This window comes from Streptomyces sp. NPDC088725, assembly GCF_044751305.1.
Taxonomy (GTDB): Bacteria; Actinomycetota; Actinomycetes; order Streptomycetales; family Streptomycetaceae; genus Streptomyces.
Map to the genome: position 1 here is coordinate 422,516 of NZ_JBIVLO010000005.1, position 21,468 is coordinate 443,983.

The 21,468-nt window shown below is 71.4% G+C and carries 21 protein-coding genes; 13 read left to right on the top strand and 8 right to left on the bottom strand.

All coding sequences use genetic code 11. The features are described 5' to 3' along the window. Positions 1–2: 2 nt before the first annotated feature. From ACIP6N_RS15250 to ACIP6N_RS15265, 4 genes are read left to right on the top strand one after another with little or no spacing between them, the layout of a single operon-like run. Positions 3–410 carry a roadblock/LC7 domain-containing protein gene (locus tag ACIP6N_RS15250; RefSeq protein ID WP_401815813.1) on the top strand — a complete coding sequence of 136 codons (408 nt, stop codon included), beginning with the start codon at positions 3–5 and terminating at the stop codon, positions 408–410. After that, positions 407–784: a DUF742 domain-containing protein gene (locus ACIP6N_RS15255; RefSeq protein ID WP_401815815.1), complete on the top strand. Its 378-nt coding sequence runs from the start codon at positions 407–409 to the stop codon at positions 782–784. The genes ACIP6N_RS15250 and ACIP6N_RS15255 overlap by 4 nt, the downstream gene beginning before the upstream one ends. Beyond that, a complete protein-coding gene (locus tag ACIP6N_RS15260; protein WP_401815817.1) occupies positions 762–1,448 on the top strand; it encodes a GTP-binding protein in 687 nt (228 codons plus the stop codon). Before ACIP6N_RS15255 ends, ACIP6N_RS15260 begins: the two co-directional genes overlap by 23 nt. Then, positions 1,445–2,743, top strand: coding sequence for a cytochrome P450 (locus tag ACIP6N_RS15265; RefSeq protein WP_401815818.1), 1,299 nt, complete (start codon positions 1,445–1,447; stop codon positions 2,741–2,743). Before ACIP6N_RS15260 ends, ACIP6N_RS15265 begins: the two co-directional genes overlap by 4 nt. Positions 2,744–2,806: 63 nt before the next feature. Here the strand turns inward: ACIP6N_RS15265 and ACIP6N_RS15270 are convergent, their stop codons facing one another. The 3 genes from ACIP6N_RS15270 to ACIP6N_RS15280 all read right to left on the bottom strand — a co-directional run bounded on the left by ACIP6N_RS15270 (position 2,807) and on the right by ACIP6N_RS15280 (position 6,380). Next, entirely contained in the window at positions 2,807–3,703 is an 897-nt protein-coding gene (locus ACIP6N_RS15270) for an aldo/keto reductase (RefSeq protein WP_401815819.1), read from the bottom strand. Between the two features lie 200 nt (positions 3,704–3,903). Further along, a complete protein-coding gene (locus ACIP6N_RS15275; RefSeq protein WP_401815820.1) occupies positions 3,904–5,103 on the bottom strand; it encodes a damage-control phosphatase ARMT1 family protein in 1,200 nt (399 codons plus the stop codon). Then, on the bottom strand, positions 5,100–6,380 hold the full coding sequence (locus tag ACIP6N_RS15280; protein WP_401815821.1) for a cytochrome P450: 1,281 nt from the start codon (positions 6,378–6,380) through the stop codon (positions 5,100–5,102). The genes ACIP6N_RS15275 and ACIP6N_RS15280 overlap by 4 nt, the downstream gene beginning before the upstream one ends. A 132-nt stretch (positions 6,381–6,512) precedes the next feature. Between ACIP6N_RS15280 and ACIP6N_RS15285 the strand changes: the two genes are divergently transcribed. Then, positions 6,513–7,007: a DUF5949 family protein gene (locus ACIP6N_RS15285; protein ID WP_401815823.1), complete on the top strand. Its 495-nt coding sequence runs from the start codon at positions 6,513–6,515 to the stop codon at positions 7,005–7,007. Between the two features lie 134 nt (positions 7,008–7,141). On the opposite strand, the gene ACIP6N_RS15290 is transcribed toward ACIP6N_RS15285, so the two are convergent. The 3 genes from ACIP6N_RS15290 to ACIP6N_RS15300 all read right to left on the bottom strand — a co-directional run bounded on the left by ACIP6N_RS15290 (position 7,142) and on the right by ACIP6N_RS15300 (position 8,369). Then, on the bottom strand, positions 7,142–7,381 hold the full coding sequence (locus ACIP6N_RS15290) for a chaplin (RefSeq protein WP_401815824.1): 240 nt from the start codon (positions 7,379–7,381) through the stop codon (positions 7,142–7,144). 178 nt (positions 7,382–7,559) lie between these two features. After that, positions 7,560–7,862 carry a hypothetical protein gene (locus ACIP6N_RS15295; RefSeq protein ID WP_401815825.1) on the bottom strand — a complete coding sequence of 101 codons (303 nt, stop codon included), beginning with the start codon at positions 7,860–7,862 and terminating at the stop codon, positions 7,560–7,562. A gap of 267 nt (positions 7,863–8,129) precedes the next feature. Next, positions 8,130–8,369, bottom strand: a complete 240-nt coding sequence (locus ACIP6N_RS15300; protein ID WP_401815827.1) for a chaplin — start codon at positions 8,367–8,369, stop codon at positions 8,130–8,132. Positions 8,370–8,887: 518 nt separating this feature from the next. Here ACIP6N_RS15300 and ACIP6N_RS15305 point away from each other — a divergent pair. The 8 genes from ACIP6N_RS15305 (at position 8,888) to ACIP6N_RS15340 (ending at position 18,605) form a co-directional block, all read left to right on the top strand. Then, the gene (locus tag ACIP6N_RS15305) at positions 8,888–10,060 is read left to right on the top strand and encodes a glycosyltransferase (protein WP_401815829.1); all 1,173 of its coding nucleotides are present in this window, start codon (positions 8,888–8,890) and stop codon (positions 10,058–10,060) included. Then, positions 10,057–11,565, top strand: coding sequence for a sugar transferase (locus ACIP6N_RS15310; protein WP_401815831.1), 1,509 nt, complete (start codon positions 10,057–10,059; stop codon positions 11,563–11,565). The genes ACIP6N_RS15305 and ACIP6N_RS15310 overlap by 4 nt, the downstream gene beginning before the upstream one ends. Continuing rightward, a complete protein-coding gene (locus tag ACIP6N_RS15315) occupies positions 11,565–12,929 on the top strand; it encodes an O-antigen ligase family protein (RefSeq protein ID WP_401815832.1) in 1,365 nt (454 codons plus the stop codon). Before ACIP6N_RS15310 ends, ACIP6N_RS15315 begins: the two co-directional genes overlap by 1 nt. After that, positions 12,926–14,647 (top strand): lipid II flippase MurJ, encoded by a 1,722-nt coding sequence (locus ACIP6N_RS15320; protein ID WP_401815834.1) that lies wholly within the window; start codon positions 12,926–12,928, stop codon positions 14,645–14,647. The genes ACIP6N_RS15315 and ACIP6N_RS15320 overlap by 4 nt, the downstream gene beginning before the upstream one ends. Beyond that, complete coding sequence (locus ACIP6N_RS15325) at positions 14,637–15,422, top strand: polysaccharide deacetylase family protein (RefSeq protein WP_401815836.1); 786 nt, start codon at positions 14,637–14,639, stop codon at positions 15,420–15,422. The genes ACIP6N_RS15320 and ACIP6N_RS15325 overlap by 11 nt, the downstream gene beginning before the upstream one ends. Further along, the gene (locus tag ACIP6N_RS15330) at positions 15,419–16,612 is read left to right on the top strand and encodes a glycosyltransferase (protein ID WP_401815837.1); all 1,194 of its coding nucleotides are present in this window, start codon (positions 15,419–15,421) and stop codon (positions 16,610–16,612) included. The genes ACIP6N_RS15325 and ACIP6N_RS15330 overlap by 4 nt, the downstream gene beginning before the upstream one ends. 65 nt (positions 16,613–16,677) lie before the next feature. Further along, entirely contained in the window at positions 16,678–17,415 is a 738-nt protein-coding gene (locus ACIP6N_RS15335; RefSeq protein ID WP_401815838.1) for a lipopolysaccharide biosynthesis protein, read from the top strand. A 35-nt stretch (positions 17,416–17,450) separates the two neighbouring features. Next, the gene (locus tag ACIP6N_RS15340) at positions 17,451–18,605 is read left to right on the top strand and encodes a GNAT family N-acetyltransferase (RefSeq protein ID WP_401816217.1); all 1,155 of its coding nucleotides are present in this window, start codon (positions 17,451–17,453) and stop codon (positions 18,603–18,605) included. Between the two features lie 42 nt (positions 18,606–18,647). Here ACIP6N_RS15340 and ACIP6N_RS15345 read toward each other — a convergent pair whose 3' ends face one another. Beyond that, complete coding sequence (locus ACIP6N_RS15345; RefSeq protein ID WP_401815839.1) at positions 18,648–19,895, bottom strand: glycoside hydrolase family 26 protein; 1,248 nt, start codon at positions 19,893–19,895, stop codon at positions 18,648–18,650. Positions 19,896–20,502: 607 nt separating this feature from the next. Further along, positions 20,503–21,414, bottom strand: a complete 912-nt coding sequence (locus tag ACIP6N_RS15350) for a chaplin family protein (protein WP_401815841.1) — start codon at positions 21,412–21,414, stop codon at positions 20,503–20,505. Positions 21,415–21,468: the final 54 nt, after the last annotated feature.

Here is a 21,468-nt window from a genome sequence, read left to right on the forward strand (position 1 = left end):
GCATGAGTTACGTGGAGAAGCCGGAGCAGCGCGGCTGGATGATCGCCGAGGTCGCCGCCGTACCGGGGGTGCGGCAGGTGATCGTCTTCAGTGCGGACGGGCTGCTGCTCGCCAGCTCCGAGGGCATGGACCGGGACTCCGCCGACCGGCTGTCGGCGAACTGCTCGGGCCTTCAGTCGCTCGGCCGCAGCCTCGGCCGGGAGTTCGGCGAGGACGGCGGCGCCGTGCACCAGCAGATGGTCGAGTTCAACGGCGGCTTCCTGTTCATGCGCAGCGCGGGCGGCGCCCATCTCGCCGTGGTGACGGGTCCCGTCGTCGATCCCAAACTGGTCGCCCGGCAGATGCAGGCGCAGGTCATGAGGATCGGCGCGAGGAACCTCAGTAGTCCGCCGCGGCAGGGAACCGTATGAGTGGGCCGGGAGACGGGCCGGGGGATGAGTATGCGGACGGCGCGGTACGTCCGTATGTGATCACCAAGGGGCGCTCCCGGCCCAGCCGTAACACCATCGGCGTCGAGACGCTCCTCGTGGCCGCCGTCCCCCCGGGCTCCCTGCCGATCTCCGCGACCAGGGAGGAGCTTGCTCTCGTGCGGATGTGCGAGCGGCTGCTGTCCCTGGTGGAGGCGGCCGCCCATCTCCAACTGCCGGTGAGCCTGGCGAAGGTGCTGGCATCCGATCTGGTCGACAGCGGATATCTGGCGGCGCGCTCCGGCGTTCCGCAGGCCGTTCTGCCCGACTCACAACTGCTTCAGGAGGTACTGGATGGTCTCCGTCGGCTCCGCTGACCGCTATTTGCCCGATACGGTCCAGCAGGCCGTCAAGATCCTCATCGTGGGCGCGTTCGGTGTCGGCAAGACGACGCTGGTCGGTTCCGTCAGCGAGATCGAACCGCTGCGCACGGAGGAGGTGATGACCAAGGCCAGTGTCGGCGTGGACGACCTGGCCGGGATGGAGACGAAGACGACCACCACCGTCGCCATGGACTTCGGCCGGGTCACTCTCAACTCCCGCCTGGTCCTGTACCTGTTCGGCACGCCGGGGCAACGGCGGTTCTGGGATCTGTGGGAGGGGCTGGCCGAGGGAGCGCTCGGGGTACTCGTTCTCGTGGACACCCGCAGGCTGGAGGACAGTTTCGACGTCCTGGAGCAACTGGAACTGCGCGGACTGCCGTTCGCGGTCGCCATCAACCGGTTCCCGGACAGCGAGCAGCACAGCACGGAGGAACTGCGGCACGCGCTCGACCTGTTGAACGAGACCCCGCTGGTGACGTGCGACGCGCGCGACACCACCTCGTCGGTGGACTCGCTGATCAGCCTGGTCGAGCACGTGTCGGGCATCTGCGCGAGGCGCACTCCGGAGACCGCCTCGTCGGGCAGCCGCGCGACGCGCACCCCGGAGACCGCCTCGTCGGGCAGCCGCGCGACGCGCACCCCGGAGACCGCCTCATGAGTACGGTGTCCCCGCCGCCGGCGTGCCCGGCCCACGCCCCGCACGCGCCCGGTCCTCCGCCGTCCCCGGAGGGCGACGGCACCGGGCTCGTCTCACTCCCCGGCATCGTCGGCTCGGTCGATCCGCAGGCCGCCTACCGCGCGTTGCGCGAGGACTGGGGCAATGTCGCCAAGGTCGAGCTGGAGCCGGGCGTGCCCGCCTGGCTCGTCATGGGCTACCGCGAGCTGCTGACCATCACCCGCCAGGAGCAGATCTACTCCCGGGACAGCCGCGTGTGGCGTCATCTGTACGACGGTGTCGTGACGCCCGACTCCGGTCTGCTGCCGATGATGGGCTGGCAGCCCAGCGTCATCGGCACCGACGGCGCCGAACACCGGCGGCTGCGCAAGCCGTTGGACGACGGCATCGCGCGGATCGACCAGCGCAGAGTACGCAGGCACGTCGAGCATCTCTGTACGGGACTGATCGCCGAGTTCTCCGAGCGCGGCAGCGCGGACCTGGTGACGGAGTACGCCACCATCGTGCCGATGCTCTCCCTCGCGTCCCTCTTCGGGCTCGACAGCATCGAGAGCCAGGAACTGCTCGACGCGCTCATCGCGCTGTTCGGCAGCGCCCCCGACTCGCAGATCGGCGGCCGCCACTTCGAGCAGATCCTGCTCGAAACCGTCCGTGAGCGGCGGAAAGCTCCGACCGACGACATGACGACGGTGTTCATCAACCACCCGAATCTGCGCAACGAGGCGGAGCGCCTTCAGTCCATCGTGGTGATGATCTCGGCGGGGAACGAGACGGTCACCGCCTGGATCTCGCACACCCTCAGGCTGATGCTCACCGACCGCCGGTTCGCCGCCAGGCTGCACGGCGGCCGGCTCGGCGTGGACGACGCGCTCGACGAGGCGCTGTGGCGCGACCCGCCGATGAACAACATGCCGGCCCGGTACGCGCTGCACGACACCGAGCTGGACGGCCGGCTCATCCAGCGCGGCGACTGCCTGATCCTCGGACACGCCGCCGCCAACGACGACCCGGCGATCCGGCGCGAGGAGGGCGACGAGGAGTGGGGCAACCGCGCGCATCTGGCCTTCTCGGCCGGGCCGCACGTATGCCCGGCGCAGGTACCGGCGCGGCTGATCACCCGTACCGCGGTGAACACCGCGCTGCATCTGCTGCCGGACATGAAGCTCAGCATCCCCGCGGAGGAGGTGGCCTGGCGCTACTCCCCGTGGACGAGGATCCCGGTCGCGCTTCCGGCGGAGTTCTCGGCGTCGCGGATCCAGACCAGGGGCAGTTGGTGAGCCGGCGGACCCAACGGTGAACCGCCGCCCGGCCGCTGAGGCCGCTCAGACGGCCCCGGCCGCTCAGGCCAGCGCGGTCAGCCGCGCCACGTCCTCCCCGGTCAGTTCGACGCGCGTCGCGGCGACGTTCTCCTCCAGGTGCGCGACCGAGGTCGTGCCGGGGATCGCGATGATCACCGGGGAGCGAGCCAGGAGCCAGGCCAGGGCGGTCTGGCTGCGGCTCGCGCCGTGCCGGTCCGCCACCTCGTCAAGAACCCGTTGCTGTTCGGCGGTGGGCGCCGCGTCCGCCGGGAGCCGGGTCGTGTCGGGCACCGGCTTCAGCAGACCGGCCGCGAGCGGGAAGTACGGGACGAACGCGATCCCCCGCTCCTCGCAGACGGCCAGCACATCGGCGTCCGTGCGGTCCAGCAGGTGGAAGAGGTTCTGTACGGCGACCACGGGCGCCACCTCGTTCGCCTGCGCCAGCTGGTCCTTTCCGACGCCGCTGAGACCGAGTTCAGCGATGAGTCCTTCCGCGCGCAGGTCGGCGAGCGCGCGGAAGGAATCGAGGAACGGAGTATCGGAGGGCGGCATCACGGCCCCCTCCCCGCCCGTCCGCAGATAGACCAGGTCGAGGCGGTCCACACCCAGCCGGGTCAGATTCGACTCGACCTGCGCGCGCAGCTCCGCGGGGCTCGCGGCGGGGAGCCAGCGGCGCTGGTCGTCGCGTTGCGCGCCGACCTTGGTGGCGATGGTCAGCCCCGCCGGGTACGGGTGCAGCGCCTCGCGGATCAGGTCGTTCGCCACGTGCGGACCGTAGAAGTCCGCGGTGTCGATGTGGGTGACGCCGATGTCGACCGCCCGGCGCAGGACGGCGAGGGCGGCGGTCCTGTCCTTCGGCGGCCCCCAGACCCCGGGGCCGGGCAACTGCATCGCTCCGAAGCCGATGCGAGGTCCGGTGAGCAGACGATTCTCAGCCATGTGCGCTTCCCCTCTCGGTCCCGCTTGCCGTTCCGGCTTCGTGTTCCATGGTTCTCGCTTCTCTGTCCCGCCGCGCGCGGGCCGCGGGTCGGAACGTTACGGTCCTGACGCCCGCGAACCCTGCGCGCCGTGCTGGTTCCGGCCCGGGGTCCCGCCCGAACGGGCGCGCCCGTCACGCGGTCGGCGGGGCGCCCGGGACGTCATGTCCTCGTCTGGATCAGCGCGTGCGTGCCGCTCGTACGCCAGGCCTGTCCGCTGCCTTCGAGCGCCGAAAGGACCGTCGGGCCGAGACCGGTGATCACGTCCGACTTCAGGGTGCGCAGGGCCGTCACGGGGCTCGGGAAGTACGCGGTGAGGCCGGCGAACGGGGTCGTCGGCGGCCACAGCTGATCGCCCACCAGGCGGCGGTAGTTGAGGTCGCCCTTCACCAGCGTGACCGTGGCGCCGGACAGCTCCCGCCACAGGTCGCCGGGCATCTCGCTGTACGGGAACGGCGCGCAGAAGAAGGGGTGCGCCCGCACGGCGAGCCTGCCGGTGCCCATCGCCGCCCAGAGCCGCTCCCCGGCCTCCGCGGCCCGCCCCGGGGCCCGCCTGATCCGGCGTACGCAGTCCACGACGTCCGCCGTCATGGCGTCGGAGACGTAGTACGGATACGGCTTGACGTGCAGGACGGCCCGCTCGGCGCGTCCGCTGGTGAGCAGGTGGTCGAGGAGGACGAGGTCGGGGATCAGCTCACGGCCCGCGTTGTCCGCGATCAGGTGGACGACGCCGGGCGTGTCCGGGTCCGGAGGCAGCAGCGACCACAGCGGCCCGCTGTCGTCCGCCACCAGCCGCGCGTCGGGGTCTCCGGTACCGTCCGAGGCTCCGGACGTGTCCGATGCTCCGGACGTGTCCGACGCGATACGGAATCCGAGGTCCGCGCGGTTCCCCCAGAGCGACCCGCGCAGCAGCGCCGCCGCCCGTTCCTCCTCGGACAGCCCGGCGAGCGCGTCGAGGGCGGCCAGCTCCGCCCCGACCTCAGCGCCGTCCAGTTCGGCCCGCTTGAACGGTGCGAAGGGATCGACGCCCTGCCACGGCCCGGGCTCGAAGTATCCGACGGCCGAAAGCAGCCGGCGGTAGAAGTAGCTCTCCGCCCACAGGAACGGCACCTCGAACCAGCCGCGTCCGGCGTACTCCCGCCCCCACACGTCCCACAGCTCCCGCTCGTGCCTGTCGTCGGGCGCGAGCGGTTCGATCACGCCCTCGGTGCTCTCCCTGAGCAGCGCGTCGAGGGCGCGGTGCTGCTCGGGTCCGTACGGGAAGGCCTCCCGCACCTGTTCGATGAGCGCCGGGTGCCGCCTGGCGAGCACGCCCCAGGCGAAAGAACCGGGCGGGTTGGCCAGGATGACCGGGGCTGTCACGTTCCGTTGTATGCGCACGGCAGGGAACGTACCCGGTTGTCGAAGCTCGAAGGGACGAGAAGGGGCGCCCCCGCGCGCAGACCGGGCACGCGGGTCAGCAGCTCACGCAGCAGCGCCTTCATCTCCAGCTTGGCCAGGTGCGTACCCAGGCAGTGATGTGCGCCGCCACCGCCGTAGCCGACATGGGGGTTGGGAGAGCGGGTGATGTCGAAGCGGTCGGGATCGGGGAAGACCGACTCGTCGCGGTTGGCGGAGGAGTAGAAGAGCACGACTTTGCCGCCCTCGCGGAAGTGGTGGCCGTTCATCCGGTGGTCCTGGGTGAGCGTGCGGCGGAACTGGATGATCGGGGTCGAGTACCGCACGATCTCCTCCACCGCGCCTTCCGCGTAATGGTCGAAGTCGGCTTCCAGCAGCGCGCGTTGCTCGGGGTGAGCGGTCAGCAGGTGGAGTCCGTGAGCGATCGCGTTCCGGGTCGTCTCCACCCCCGCCACCATCAACAGGGAGAAGAAGGAGCCCAGTTGGCGACCGGACAGCCCGCGCCCCTCGATGTCCGCGCCGACCAGCGCCGAGATCAGGTCATCGGCGGGGTGTCTGCGGCGGGCCCGGCCGAGGTCCGCGACCATGCCCTGCATGCCGGCCAGGGCGCGCAGCCCCTTGCCGGGTACGCGCAGCCGGCCGCGGGCCGAACGCGGCACGCCGATCTCGCCGGACGCGCGGTCGACTTGGGCGAGAATGGCCGGCCGCTCCCTCTCCGGGATGCCCATCAGGTTGCAGATGACCTCGAACGGCATGCGCGAGGCGACGGAGGCCACGAGATCGTCAGGACGCCGCGCGAGTACGTCGTCCACGACCCGGGCCGCGACCGCGTGGATGTCGGCCTCCGCGCGGCCGAGGATGCGCGGGGTGAAGGAGCGCGAGACGATCCGGCGCAGCCGCGCGTGGTCGGGGCCGTCCAGATTGACCAGGGAGTCCCCGAAGAGGGCGCGCACCCAGCGCGCGGGCTCGGGCGTCGTCGCGCCGGGGGCACTTGCGAACACGCGGGTATTGCGGCTCGCCTCCACCACGTCGGCGTGTCGGACCAGCGCGTGGAATCCCTTCTCCGGTCTCCATCGGCTTCGTTCCCGTTCCGTGAAGTACGCGGGTGCGTCGAGCTGTCGGAGTACGGCGAATGCGTCGAGCCTTTCGGAATGCGGCAGTTGCCAGAACGACGGGTCCGCGAGATTCGGCCGCGGTGGATCTGCGTCCGGTGCCGTGGTCCGCGGGACAAACGTCGTCATGTGATTCCTTCCGGGGAGATGAGCGCGATGGAGCTTCCCATGGATCGAAGAGCGCGGAGCAATACCGGTACTCGCCCACACGGGTGACACGGACTCACGGATATTCCCGGCGGGCCACTACTGTGCCGAAGCATGACTTCTACCAACACCGCGCTGTACACCCCTCTGCTGGGCACACTGTCGGTGATTCCCTGGACCACCGGCGCTTCCAACGGCGAGCGTGGCGCGCCTTTCCTGCTGGCCTATTCCCTCGGCGACGGCCGTAACGGACCGGAGGCCGGAGAAGAGGCCATGCGTACGGTCCTCAGCGAGATCGGTCTTTCGCCGGGCGGCGATGTCGTCGACGTCGCGAACACGCCGGGCGTGGGGATCACGATGCTGGTGGAGGCCGGCAGGGCGGTCCTGACGATGCCGTACCTGAACGCGCAGTGCCCGGTCCCGCCGGAGTGGGAGCAGGACGCGCGAGAGACCGGTCAGGTCTACCTGCTGGTCGCGACCAAGCCGTGGGCCGACGGAACGCCCGGCCTGCCGGTCAGCGAGGACCGGCTGCGGGCCTTCGTGGGCGACGAGGCGACGCTCGCCACGGCGGCGCACGCGCTGCTCCCGGTACGCAGCCTGACCGGCTGAGCCGCCAGGCCCTGTCCGGCCAGAGTCCTGAACCCCGCCACCACATACGACAGAGCGGCTGCGCGAAGCCCCAACTCCGCGCAGCCGCTCTGTCGTGATCAAGCGACGTCAGTGAAGAACGTCAGTCAGCGCCGTCAGCCGTTGGCGCAGGTGTTGCCGAATGCCGGGTTGAGCAGACCGACGATGTCGATCGTGTTGCCGCAGAGGTTGACCGGGATGTGGACCGGCACCTGGATGGCGTTGCCGGAGATGACGCCCGGCGAGCCCACAGCGGCACCCTCGGCGCCCGCGTCGGCGAAGGCGCTGCCGGAGGCGGCACCCGCGGCGATACCGGCGGCGGCGATGACGAGGGCGACCTTCTTGGAAGTCTTCATATGAATAGCCTTTCTCAGTGGGTTTGTCGTGAGTGTATGGATCGGCGGTCGCCGGATATTCGGGAAACTCCCAGTGAAGAAGAGAATTCCCTCATTCGGCGGTATCGGGTCCGATCCGTGGCGGAGGTTCAGGCCACGCGCCGAACCCCGCGGTCATGCGAAGAGGACGTGCGTGGAATTACTTGCCGAGCCCGAGGCCGCCGAGCAGGGGAGCGTTGCTGCTCTTGCCGTTCTGCGACTTGCTGAGTCCGCCGGTGACGTCCTTGAGCGCGTTGGTGAGGGATCCCTTGTTCTTGCCGTCCAGCAGGTTGGTGTCGACGGGCTTGCCGTCGCGCAGGCCCTGGCTGGCCACGGTGTCGAGGGCGCCGTTGAGACTCATGGGGGACAGGACCGGTTCCGCGGCGAAGGCCGGGGTGGCGGCAGCCGCACCCAGAGCCATCATGGAACCTGCGACAACGGCGGCGATCTTCAGGGGCTTCATTCCGTGAATCCTTCTTTCGACGTGTCTGTTGCGAGGCAACTCTCGCTTCGCACAGACCCTTTGGGAGGTTTCCTTTGCGTGGCCTCTTCCTCTGTAACGATTCCCGGGCGGGCCGGAAACTCCGTCGAGAAGGAATTCTGAGCGGGTCACCCGAATGAAGGGATGCCTTCTCCGGTCTCCTGTCGCGGGCGTTGACGCGGAAGGGCCGCCCTGCCCCAGGGGGGAGAGCGGCCCTTCCGTGGCTCGGGGGAAGGCGGTGAAGCGTGGTCAGGCGTTGACGCAGGTGTTGCCGAAGCTCGGGTTGAGCAGACCGATGACGTTGATCGTGTTGCCGCAGAGGTTCACGGGCACGTGCACCGGGACCTGGATGACGTTGCCCGAGACGACGCCCGGGGAACCGACGGCCGCACCCTGGGCGCCCGCGTCGGCCATGGCAACGCCGGAGGCGCCGGCGACAGCGGCGGCGGCCGCGGTGGACAGAAGGACAGCCTTGGCGATACGTGACATGGGGGATGACTCCTTGGCGCTGAATGAAAACGAGACATCGGACGCACATGCCCGACGTACCCCGAACAACGGCGCAGGCGGTTGATCGGTTGCGCCCCCGAATGAGTGACGCCAGTTCGGGTTACCGGTGACGGTTCGTCCAGGCCACGGCCAGATCACATGAATCATTTTGTACGCTCAGCTCGTTTCTGCGCGTCTGGCGTGATTTTCAGTCCGGTGTCTGTAAAGGTCCCTTCTGTTTTAGTCGGTGAGGCGGAGGGTCTGTATGAGGAATGCCATCGGACTACAAGCCTCTGATATGAAGAATCGGGGGCCGTACGGCGCCTTCGTTCGGCCGGATTGACGGAGAGAAGCCTCCTGGCGATCGAGCCGCTGTTCGGCTGGATGCCGAATAGGACGTTACTCCAGCTGGACCGGTGCGCTTTTCGTACAGACACTCGCGCGGCTCTGAACTCCATGGGCCTCAAGTCCGCCCGAGAGATCGCTTTCCTGGTATCGACGAGTGGAAAGAGTTGCGCGTGCAGCCACGACGGCACAGGCCCGGGACCGGCTTCACGGCGCTCCACCTCGTACAGCCGGTCGACGGCGGAGTGGCCGCGGTGGTCACCGATCTGGCCGGGGCACAGGTGGATGCCGGAATCCGCGTGGTCGTCGCCTGCCCCGAGGACGGACCACTCGCGCGAGCGGCGGCCGGCCGCGGCGCGGAGGTCAGGTCATGGCGGGCGACCCGCGCCCCGGGACCGAACCTGCCCGACGAGATCCGCCAGGTCTCCCGGCTGGTCGAGGACGTACGGCCCGACCTGCTGCACGCCCACAGCGCCAAGGCCGGACTCGCGGGCCGGCTGGCCGTACGGGGCGCGGTCCCGACCGTCTTCCAGCCGCACGCCTGGTCCTTCGAGGCGGTCGGGGGAACGACGGCGGCGCTTGCCCTGCGGTGGGAGCGGTGGGCGGCCCGCTGGACCGACCGCGTCGTCTGCGTCAGTGAGGCCGAACGCCGTACCGGCGAGCGCGCCGGGATCCGGGCCCCCTGGTCCGTCGTCCGCAACGGCGTCGACGCCGAACGCTTCGCGCCCGCCGACGCCGGGGCCGCGCGCGCCTCACTGCCACTGCTCGCCGGTCTGTCCCCGGCCGCGCCCCTCGTGGTCTGCGTCGGCCGGCTCTGCCGGCAGAAGGGGCAGGACATTCTGCTGCGCGCCTGGGAACCGATTACCCGACAGTTGCCTCAGGCACGTCTCGTCCTGGTCGGTACGGGCCCGGACGCGGGCATGCTGCGCGGCGCCGCCCCGCCGTCGGTGCTCTTCGCCGGATCCGTGGCGGACACCGCGCCCTGGTACCGGGCGGCCGACCTCGTCGTCCTGCCCTCCCGCTGGGAGGGCATGGCGGTGGCGCCGCTCGAGGCGATGGCCAGTGGCCGCGCCGTCGTCCTCAGCGATGTGGACGGTGCGCGCGAGAGCCTGCCGCCCGGCTGCGCGCCCCACTGCCTGGTGCCACCGCGGGACCCGCGGTCCCTCGCGGCCGCCGTGAGCGCGCTGCTCCCCGACGCGCCGCTGCGCGAAGCGCTCGGCAGCCGGGGCCGTCAGCACGTACTGAGCCGTCATGACGTGCGGCAGACCGCGGACGCCGTCGCGGACGTGTACCGCGATGTCGCCGCGGCTCCGCGACCTGAACGCAGGGAGCCGATTTCCCAGTGACCACGGAAAGCACCAGCGTTCCCTCGCCGTCCGGGCCCCCGCACACCGGCGGGCCGGGCCCGGGACGTGTCTCGCTCGCCCCTCCCCGCGACCTCGCGGGCCCGGCCGCGCCACCGCCGCGCCGTCCCCCGGGCGCTCCGCCGCTCGTGGGGCTGCCGCTGGTCGTGGCGGACTGCGCGGCAGCCCTGCTGTCGACCGCGCTGCTCACCGAGGAACAGCGCGGCGCCGTCCTCGTCGTCCAGCTCGTCGTCTCCGTCACGGTGCTGAACGCGCACGCCGGTCTGTACCGGACGGGCGTCGCCGCCTCCGTGCTCTCCCAACTGCCCGCGCTCGCCGCCCGGATCGCTGTGGCCTGGTGTGCGGCCGCCGCCGTCCTCGCCGCGCTCTATCCCCAACACGCGCTTGGTATGGGTGCACTGGCACTCGGCGCCGCCGTCCAGCTGGCAGTCGCGGGCTGTTGCCGCCGGATCGTGTATGTACGGCGGAGAATGGTCACCCGAAACCACCCGCGCCCCGCGCTCGTCGTCGGCACGGGCGCGGCCGCGCGGCGGCTGAGCACCCTGCTCGCGCAGCACCCCGAATACGGCCTGAAGCCCGTCGGCATCGCGGTCCCCGCGCAGCCCGAGGGGCCCGACGGCACCGACCGCAGCGCGCTGCCCGTCCTCGCCGCCGCCGAGGACGTCCGGCGCGCGGTCGTCCGGAACGGTGTGCGGGACGCGGTGTTCATCGACTCCGGCGACGGTGCGGACCACACGGCGCTCGTCGCGCTGTTCCACGCGTACGGCTGCGCCACCTGGTTCATCGGCGGCGGCTCCTGGCACACGGTGACGGCGGCCGGCCTCCCCGCGGCCCGCGGATCCGGTTCCATGGCGGAGCACGTCTGGGGCTATACGTGCCGCCGCGCGTATCCGCCCCCGGCGCGGCGGCGCGGCACGTTCGCCAAACGGCTGCTCGACGTCCTCGTCACCGCGCCCGTCCTGCTCGCCGTCTCGCCCGTGCTGCTGGCCTGCGCGCTCGCGGTCCGGGTCTGCGACGGGCCCGGTGTGCTCTTCCGGCAGGAGCGAGTCGGCCAGAACGGCCGCGCCTTCACCCTGCTGAAGTTCCGCACCCTGCGGCCCGCCGACGAGCAGGAGGCCGCGACCCGCTGGAGCATCGCCAACGACCACCGGATGAGCACGGTCGGCAGCATCCTGCGCCGTACGTCGATGGACGAGCTGCCCCAGCTGTGGAACGTACTGCGCGGCGACATGAGCCTCGTCGGACCGCGCCCGGAACGCCCGCACTTCGTCGCCAACTTCAGCAAGACACTGCCCGGTTACGCGGCCAGACACCGGATGCCCGTCGGCATCACCGGTCTCGCGCAGGTCCACGGGCTGCGCGGGGACACCTCCATCGAGGACCGCTCCCGCTTCGACAACCACTACATCGACCACTGGTCGCTCTGGCAGGACGTGTGCATTCTGCTGCGTACCGCCGTCTCCCTGATCCGTCCGGCGGGCAGCTGATGACCGCCGGCGTCCTGCTTCCGGCCGCGGGACCGTCGCAGCCCACTGGCCGATGGGGGGTCGAACTCCGGCGCTTCCTGCCGCTGTTGCCCGCCGTCGCCGTCGTCGCGCTGCTCGCGCTGCCCGCACATTCGGCCGGTGACGGTACGGCGGGAACGGGGAACGCGGCCGACGCGGCCTCCGCGCTGCTCGTGCTGCACTGCCTGATCCGCGCGGTACGCGACCGGGCCCGCCCGCTGACCCGAACGGCCGCGGTGATCCTCGGACTTCCCGTTCTCGGTGTGAGCGTCGCCGCGATCACCGCCCACGATCCGGCGGCCGCGCTGCCGGGCGTGGCACGCTATCTCCAGATCTTCGTACTCGTACCGGCCGCCCTGCTGCTGCTGATCCGCGACCGTGCGGACTTCCGGCTTGTCGCAGGCTCCCTGGTGGCGCTCGCGCTGGTGCAGGGCGGGATCGGCGTCGCGCAGTTCCTGACCGGCACCGGCGCCTCGTACATGGGCGAGGACATCCGCGCGGTCGGTACCTTCGGGCCGACCGACGTGATGGCCATGGCCACGGTCGTCGCGTACGGCCTGGTCAGCGCCGTCGGATTCGCGCTCGGTGAGGACCGGGAGATCTCCCGCGCACAGCGCGCCGCGGCGCTGGTCTGCGCCGGGCTGCTGTCCGTACCGCTGGCACTGTCCTTCAGCCGCGGGACCTGGATCGCCACCGCCCTGGCGGTCGCCGTCCAGCTCGCCGTGTCGGGGCTGCGCAGGGCGGGCCGGGCCGCCCTTGTCGCGGGAGCGCTCGGGGTCGTGCTCGTCGGCGGTCTCGGCGCCGGCTCCCAGCTGATCACCGAACGCCTCGACAGCATCACGCAGGTCACCGCCGCGCCCGACCAGTCGGTCACCGACCGGTACACGATGTGGGCGGCGGCGGCCGACATGTGGCGTACGGAACCGATCGACGGCGTCGGGCTCAAGGGCTTCCCCGCGTTCCGCGACAGCCACTCCTCGCTGGCGCTGTCCGCCGCCAGCGACACGGACGGCGCGGGCGCGGGCTTCCAGCGTCAGCCGCTGCTGTCCCCGCACAACATGTATCTGCTGATCCTCAGTGAGCAGGGGCTGTTCGGGGTGCTCGCGCTGGCGGGCAGCTGGGCCGCGCTGCTCGTGTGCGCGCTGCGCGGACTTCCGCGCGCGCGCCGTACCCGTACCGGATCCGACTGCGCGTTCGTCGTCGCGGGCCTGCTGGTCTGGCAGTTGACGGACTTCGGATACGCGGACATCGGCGGCCCCTCGACCGTACTGACCGCCGTGGTGCTCGGGCTCGCCGCCTGGTGGGCGCTGGACCGGCGCGCGACCGAGGGGGCCGCCACCACGTGAGCGATACGAGGCAGTCCCTTCCGGCCGTGCCCCCGCCCGTCGCCTCTTCGGAGGTACGGCCGGTCGGGAGCGGGCGCTCCCGTCCGCCGTCCTCCTCCGGGCGGTTCCTCGCCCGCGCGGCCTTCCTCACCGCCGCCCTCACCGCCGCGAGCGCGCTGCTGGGGCTGGTCCGCGACCAGATCATCGCGCACCTGTACGGAGCGGGGCCCGACACCGACGCGTTCCTCGTCGCGTGGACCGTGCCGGAGGTCTCGTCCACGCTGCTCATCGAGGACGCCATGGCGCTGGTCCTCGTACCGGCGTTCAGCCTGGCGCTGGCCCGCAGGGCGGCCGCAGAGTCACCGGAACTGCCGGACCCGGTGCGGGCGTTGATGCGCACGACGCTGCCCGCGCTGTTCCTCGCGCTGAGCGCGGGCGCGGCTCTGCTGGCGGCCACCGCGCCCTGGGTGGTGACCGTGCTCGCACCCGGTCTGCCCGCCAGGCAACTGGCCGTGAGCTGTACGCGCTTGACCGCCACCTGCGCCTTCAGTTTCGGCCTTGCCGGATACATCAGCGCGGCGCTGCGGGCGCACGGCAGCTTCGTGGCCCCCGCCGCGATCTACGGCGCGTACAACATCGGCATCATCGCGACGATGCTGTCCTTCGGCGAACGGTGGGGCGTACGGGCCGCCGCCGCCGGGGTCGCGGTCGGCGGCGTACTGATGGTGCTGGCCCAACTGCCGGCTCTGGCACGGAGGCTGAAGGAGCGCGGGCCCGCCGCCGCACGCGAGCCTGCGGTCGCACGCGAGACCGGAGACCCGGCGCGGGGAGCGGCAGGGGACGGAGAGACGGGCAGGGCGAAGGGCGCCACCCGCCCGCCGCCCGTCGCCCTCGCGCTGCTCGCGCCCGTCATCGTCTTCGCCCTCAGCCGGCAGTCGCAGGTCCTCATCGAACGGTTCCTCGCCGCGCCGCTCCCGGCCGGCGCCATCTCGCACCTCAACTACGCCCAGAAGGTGGCGCAGATGCCGATGGTGCTCTCCCTGATGCTGTGCACCGTCACCTTCCCGGTGGTCGCCCGCGCGATGGCGGCGGGCGAGACCGAGGTGGCACGCCGGCGGGTCGAACGCGATCTCGCGCTCGCCGCCATCATCGTCCTCTTAGGCGCCGCCACCGTGGTCGCCTGCGCCCCGCAGATCGTCCATGTCCTGTTCCAGCGCGGCGCCTTCACCCCGGCCGACACAGCGGCCACCGCCTCGGTGATGCGGGTGTACGCGCTCGGCCTGCTCGGCCAGACCCTCGTCGGCGCGCTGGTGCGCTGCTACTTCTCCGCCGCGCGCCCGCTCTGGTTCCCCGCACTCGCCATGCTCGCGGGCCTCGCCGTCAACACCGCCGGAGGCGCACTCCTGGTACGCGGCTGGGGAGTTCAGGGCATCGCCGCCGCCAACGCGCTCGGCATCACCCTGACCGCCGCCCTGCTGCTGGGCGCCGTGGGCCGACACAGCGTGCCCGTACGGGTCGGCCGTACAACGGCGGGCCTCGCCAGACTCGCCGTGGCCGCCGCGGGTGCGACCTGCGCGGGCCGGCTCTGCGGAGCCCTGATCCCCTCGCCGCTCCTGGCCGTCGCCGCCGCCTGTCCCGCGGTCGCCGCCGTGTTCCTCGTCCTCGCCCATGCCCTCGGCGCGCCCGAGACCGACACCGTCCTCCGTCCCCTCACACGAAAGCCCGCGCATGCCCGCTGACCCGGTGCCCAGCCCGCTCCGCTCCCTCATGTACCACTCGGTCGCCGACCCCGCCGACGACCCCTACCAGGTGACCGTCTCGCCCAGGCGGCTCGAACAGCACCTGCGCCGGCTGCGCGGGCGCGGCCTGACCGGCGTCTCCATGGACCGGCTGCTGCGCGCACGCGCCGAAGGGCGCGACGCCGGACTCGTCGGCCTGACCTTCGACGACGGGTACGCCGACTTCCTCACCGCGGCGCTCCCGCTGCTGCGCGCGTACGGGTGCACCGCCACCGTCTACGTGCTGCCTGGCCGCCTCGGCGGTACGAACGCATGGGACACCCCCGGACCGCGCAAGCCGCTCCTCACCGAGGACGGCGTCCGGCAGGCGGCGGCCGCCGGCATGGAGATCGGCTCCCACGGGCTGCGCCACACCGACCTCACCGAGGTGGACGACGTCCGGCTCGCCGCCGAGACCGTACACAGCCGTGACCTGCTGCGCGACCTGCTGCACGGGATTCCGGGCGCAGAGGTGAACGGCTTCTGCTACCCGTACGGAGCGGTCGACGTGCGCGCCGTCGAGGCGGTACGCGACGCGGGTTACGCGTACGGCGTCGGCGTCAGCCCGGGACCGCTCACCGGCCTGTTCGCGTTGCCGCGCGTCCACGCCGGCGAACGCGACACCGCCGCGCGGCTCCACCTCAAGCTGCTGCTGTACCCCTGGCGCCGCGTGCCGGTCCCGTACGCCCCGTACCCCGCGGTCGCCGGCACTCTCGCGGGAAGGACGGGCCCATGAAGGTACTGCATGTCATCACCGGCCTCGGTATCGGCGGCGCCGAACAGCAACTACGTCTGATGCTGCGGCAGTTGCCGACCCACAGTGAAGTCGTCACCCTCACCAACCCGGGCGTCGTCGCCGAAGGCATCGTCGCCGACGGTGTGTCCGTCAGGGACCTCGGAATGGCGGGAAACCGTGACCTCGGCGCGCTGCCCCGGCTGACCGGACTCATCAGGCACGGCAAGTACGACCTGGTGCACACACACCTGTTCCGGGCCTGCCTGTACGGGCGGTTCGCGGCCCGCCTGGCGGGCGTACGGCCCATCGTCGCCACGGAACACTCCCTGGGAGCCGTGCAGATCGAGGGCAGACCGCTGTCCACCGGCGCCCGCGCCGCCTATCTCGCCGGGGAACGGATGGGAACGGCGACGGTCGCGGTCTCCGCCACCGTGGCGCGGCGGCTGGAACGCTGGGGGGTGCGCAGGGACCGCATCCATGTGGTGCCCAACGGCATCGAGGTGACCCGCTTTGCGTACGACGAACGGGCCCGGCGCGCGGCCCGCGACCAACTGGGCCTGCCGCAGGACGCGTTCGTGGTCGGTGGAGTCGGCCGCCTCACCCTCGGCAAACGCTTCGACACCCTCGTACGGGCCGTCGCCGACCTGCCGGGCGCCCGGCTCCTCCTGGTGGGCGACGGGGCGGAGCGCGACGCTCTGGCGCGGCTGGCGCGCAGCCGCGGAGCGGCCGACCGGATCCTGTTCCACGGCGCCTGCGAGGACCCGCCACCACCCCCGCGCCCCGGCGCACCCGCCGGATCCGACCTGCCGTCGCTGCTCGCAGCCATGGACGTCTTCGTGTCGACCTCCCACGACGAGGCGTTCGGGCTCGCGATCATCGAGGCGCTCGCGGCCGGACTGCCGGTGCTCCACGTGGCCTGCCCCGCGCTGCACGACCTGCCTCCGGAGGCGGCGCCCGGCGCGCGCCGGATCAGCGGGTCCGTGCCCGAACTGATCGCCGAACTGCGGCTTTTCATGCAGCGGTTCACGGACCGGTCGGCGGAACGGCCGGACGGGGTGGGCCCGCACCGGCAGCCCGTGCCCGCCGCCGCACTCCACTACGACATCTCCCACAGCGCCGGACAGCTGATGGCCGTCTACGAGAACGCCGTACGCGGCCCGGCGCCCACCCGAGAAGCGAGTTGGTCATGACCCAGGAAACGAAGTCTCAAGGATCTCAGGCACCGCAAGAACCTCAGGGATCCGGAAAGCCGAAAATGTCCGCGCCGAGGCGGTCACTGAAGAAGCTGCCCCTGTGGCTGGTCGTCCCGGCGGCGGCGCTCGTCGGAGCCGCAGCCGGCGGAACGTACGGGCAGGTGCGCACGCCTCAGTACGCCGCCACCAGCTACGTCATCGTCGTACCGACGGAGAGATCGACCGCCGCCGACGCGCTGGGGTTCGCGACGGCGTACGGGCGGGTCGCCTCGCAGGTCGCGATCCTCGGCGACGCGCAGGTGTGGGCGGGCGTGTCGGCGAACACCCTCAAAGACCATGTCCGGACGGCGACTTCGCCGGACGCGCCGATGATCTCCGTGACTGCCACCGCGCACCGCGCCTCGGCCGCCGTCGACATGGCGGACGGCGTGAGCCGGGCCCTGGTCTCCAACGCGGCGCACCTGCAAGGCAGTACGAACGTCCAGGTGCTCCAGCTCTCCCGCGCGGTGCGGCCGACAAGCCCCGTCTCGCCCTCAACGCCTCTGGCCGCGCTGGTCGGCGGCTGCGCGGGCGGGCTGCTCGGCGGACTCGGCCTGCTGGTCCGGCCCAAGCGGCGGTACGGCGATGACGTGCACGCGTCCGTGCCCAATCCGTCGGCGCCCGACCAGGTCCAGGCTCAGGCACAGGCCGCACCCCAACCCCAGCCCAAGCCGCAGCCTCAGCCGCAGCGGCGGTCCAGGTCAAGGTCGAAGTCCCACACGCAGCCCCAGGCCCAGCGTCAGCCGGAAGCGGTGCGATGACCACCGAACTGCGCACGTACCTCACACCCGGAGTCATGCCGGGCCTCGGCCCCGACCTGGACGCCGAGTTCACCACCGACGTGTGCCGGGACGCCGACCACTTCGGCGCGCTCGCCACCGCGTGGACCGCGCTCCACCGCCGCTGCCGTACCGCCACGCCCTTCCAGAGCCACGCGTGGCTGCGCTCCTGGTGGCAGACGTACGGCGTGGACGGGCGGCTCCGCGTCGTCCTCGTACGCCGGGACGGTGCACTGGTCGCCGCCGCGCCGCTGATGCTGGTGCGCCGCCCGTACCCGATGCTGGTTCAACTCGGCGGCACGATCTCCGACTTCACCGACGTGTTGCTCGACGACAACTGCCCTGAAGCCGCCGCCGCGCTCGCCAAGGCCCTCGCCGACACCGCGCGTACCGCTGTGATCGACCTGCGCGAGGTACGCCCCGGAGCCGCCGCCGAGCAGGTCTACGCCTGCTGGAACGGGCCGCGCGGCCAACTGGCCGACTCCACCTGCCTGGAGCTGCCCGCCGTCTCCATGGACGAACTGCTCGCCAGGCTCACCACCGCCCGCGCCCAGCGCGTCCGAGCGAAGCTGCGCAAGCTCGACGCCCTCGGCATCGAGGAACGTCCGGTGCCCGCGCGGGAGATCCCGGCGGCGATCGCCCGTCTGCTGGAGCTGCACCGGCGGCAGTGGCAGGGCAGAGGCGTCACACCCGAGCACCTGAGCCCCCGGTTCGCGGAGCATCTGAGCCGCGCCGTCCGGGCGATGGTGGAGAACGGCGACGCGCGACTGACCGAATTCCGGCTCGCCGGAGCGGTGGTGGCCGCCGATCTCAGCCTGATGTCGGGGCAGTTGGAAGGCGGCTATCTGTACGGGGCCGACCCGGCACTGCGGGCCCGCAAGGTCGACGTGGCGACGATGCTGCTGCGGCACGGCGCACAACAGATCAGCGGCAGTGGCAGGACCACACTGAGCATGCTGCGCGGCAACGAACCGTACAAACACCACTGGCGCCCCGGGGCAGTGCGCAACCAGCGGCTGCTGCTGGCCCGCGCCCATCTGGCGCCGCTCCTGCGACTGCACCTCGCACGCGCCGCGAGCCGGGACCGGGCCGCCGCCCTGGTCAGACGGATGCGCCAGGGCGGCCGTCAAGGCCGGGAGGGCCGGGAGGTGCGAGGTGGCGGCAAGGGATGACTCCGTCGCCGCACTCACACGACCACCGCGGGACGACCGGTATCAGCGCAGCCGCCCCGACCAGTCGGTCCGCACGCACACCTTGCCGCCCAGCCAGGAGTTGATCCACGAACCGAGGTCCAGCAGGTCACATCCCCGCGGGTGTCCGGGCGAAGGCGGTTGGGGCGCGGGCGGGTTGGCCGGCGGTGTGCCGGGCTCGATGCCCGTACCGCGTCCGTACATCATGGAGCGGAATACCAGCGACGATTCGGGATTCTGTTCGCACTGCCATACGCCGTGCGGACAGTAATCCGTCAGAGTGTTGTAGAGAGGCTTGTGCTGGTCCATCCACTGGAGCATGCCGCGCATGTATCCGGGATTGTCCCCGTTGCGGAAGAGGCCCCACTCCGGATAGGAGATGACCTTTCCGTGCGCAGCCGCGAAATCCACCTGCTGTCGCAGCCCGTAGGGCTCGTTCACCTGCTCGTCGAAACTGTCTCCCGGCGGCTGGTCGTACGAGTCCATGCCGATGATGTCCACGACGTCGTCACCGGGATAGCACTCGGTCCAGGGGATGGCGTCCCGTCCGCGATTGGGCGCGAAGTCGAAACGGAACCTCTGCCCCGGCACCGCACGCATGGTGGTGACGATGCGGTTCCAGTACGTCTTCCACGCGGCCGGAGCGGGCCCGCAGCGGTGCGTGTACGTGGTCCCGTTCATTTCCCAGCCGAGCACGATGACCGTGTCGGCCGCGCCCAGACCGACGAGCCGCCGCCCCAGGGCCTCGAAGTGGCTGTCGTACGCGCCCCTCGCGCCGCCGGCCAGCCGGCGGCGGACGGCGGCGTCGGAGAGATGGGCCTCGTTGTCCTCCAGCATGGGCACGTTGAGGACGAAGAGTCTGTCGGCCCGCGCCTTGCGCCACTCGGCCCAGTCCGCCAGGAAGCCGGGCGCGCCTTCGATGTTGGACCACACGTCACCGGGGAGATAGGTGTGCCCCACCCGAATGTCCGCGCCGCCCAGCCATTTCCGCATTCCGGTCATGCGCTGGACGCCCTCGGGGCCGTAATCGAGGTACGCGCCGAACGCGGGCTCGGTGACTTCAGGCGCCTTCGGAGGTCCCGGCTTCTCGGAGACACCGGCCGCAGGGACCGGGGAAGACGCCGGGCCGGGAGGAGGTCCCGGACTCGGGGAAAGCAGCGGGTCCGGGGGAGGCGGCGGGTCCGGAGAAGGCAGCACCGCGCCCGTGGCAAGGAGACCTGCTGTGACGACACCCGCACAGGCGGCCGCCATTTTTCTATACCGAGTGGACATGTCTGCTCCTTCGGGAATGGATCCCCTTTTCACGGTCCGGGGCCGGGTCAGCTGACTGAAAAGTATTTCTCATACGCTGATCGGGAACCTGGTCTGACGTCCCATTGGGCTGTCCGTGAAATCCATCCCTCGCCTGGGCCATCGAAAAGAGAGGCACTACGCGTCGAGCGTCGAAAGGCACGCACGCCCCCGTTGCCGGAGGCGGCGAGGAACCCGGTCGGGTGCTTCCGTTCTGTGTGCCCTGCGCGTCTACGGCCGTACCGGAGCGCGGATCTGGCGGAGGTTCAGCGGCTGCTGCCGCCTGTCGCCGACGGTTTCGCCATCCCGGCGGTGCTCGTCGCGACGGACGAGCTGAGCGCGATCGGGGCAGGCCGTCCGGTCGAGCGGGCTGACAGGACGTTTCCGATCGCCTGATTTTCCGTCAGGGCGTCCGGAACGGGGAGCCGGCAAAGCGGCGCCGGTGGAGATCTGCGCCGCCGGGCCGTACGACTTCTGGTTCGTCATGCGTCAGCCGGGAGAATCCGCCGGAAAGAACCGCGATTCTCCCGGCCGTCGGGATACGGCCGGCGGGTGTGGCTACCGCTCAGCCAGGTGGCTCGCGCCCAGCTCAGACGCGCGCCGAGGCGGTGGACCGCCGGTACAGGATTCCGCCGCCGATCAGCAGCGCGGCGCTCATCGCACCGCCGACGAGGAGGCCGTCGTCGGCGCCGGTCGCCGCGAGCTGGGCCGGTTCCGCCGGGCTGTCGACGTGGGGGTGGACGACGGGCGGCGCCGGCTCCGGGGCGTTCGGGACGAGGTGCGGGGGCGGCGGGACCGCCTGGTGCTCGGCGGGGTGGTGCGGGGCCGGCGGCAGGTGGTGCGCGGGAGGCGCCACCGGCGGCGTCACCACAGGAGCGTCCACCTCGCACTTGTTGCCGAAGGCCGGGTTGAGCAGGCCGACGACGTCGATGCTGTCGCCGCAGACGTTCAGCGGGATGTCGAGCGGGACGTCGATGAGGTTGCCCGACCCGACGCCGGGCGATCCCACGGCGGATCCTTCAGCGACGGCACCGCCGCTGTGGCTGCCCGGGGTCAGTTCGTGGGACGGCGCGTGGTGCGAGGGCGCCTGGTGGGACGGGGCGTGGTGGGACGGCGCGTCTCCGTACGCCGGGGAGTTCTCGGCGGCCGGACGCGGCGCCGGCGCGGTGTGCACCGCGGGACCGTGCTGGGGCGTCTGCACCGGGCGCGTGGACTGCGTCGAGTGCGTCGACTGCGTGGCGTGCGGCGCCTGGTGGTGCGTGCCGGACGCGTTGACGCAGGTGTTGCCGAATGTGGGATTGACCAGGCCCACGACATCCACGCTGTTGCCGCAGACATTGACCGGTACGTCCACGGGGACCTGAATGTTGTTGCCCGACAACACTCCCGGTGATCCGACGGCCGCTCCTGAGGCGTCGGACGCATGGGCATAACCGCTCATGGACAGGACGCTGGTCGCCGCGGCGGCCGTGAGCAGTCCTTTGCTGATGAGGTCTCGCATCTTGGGTTCTCCTCGTGCCGGAGCCGTTGAATTGAGGCCCTGGCAGCTGTGGTG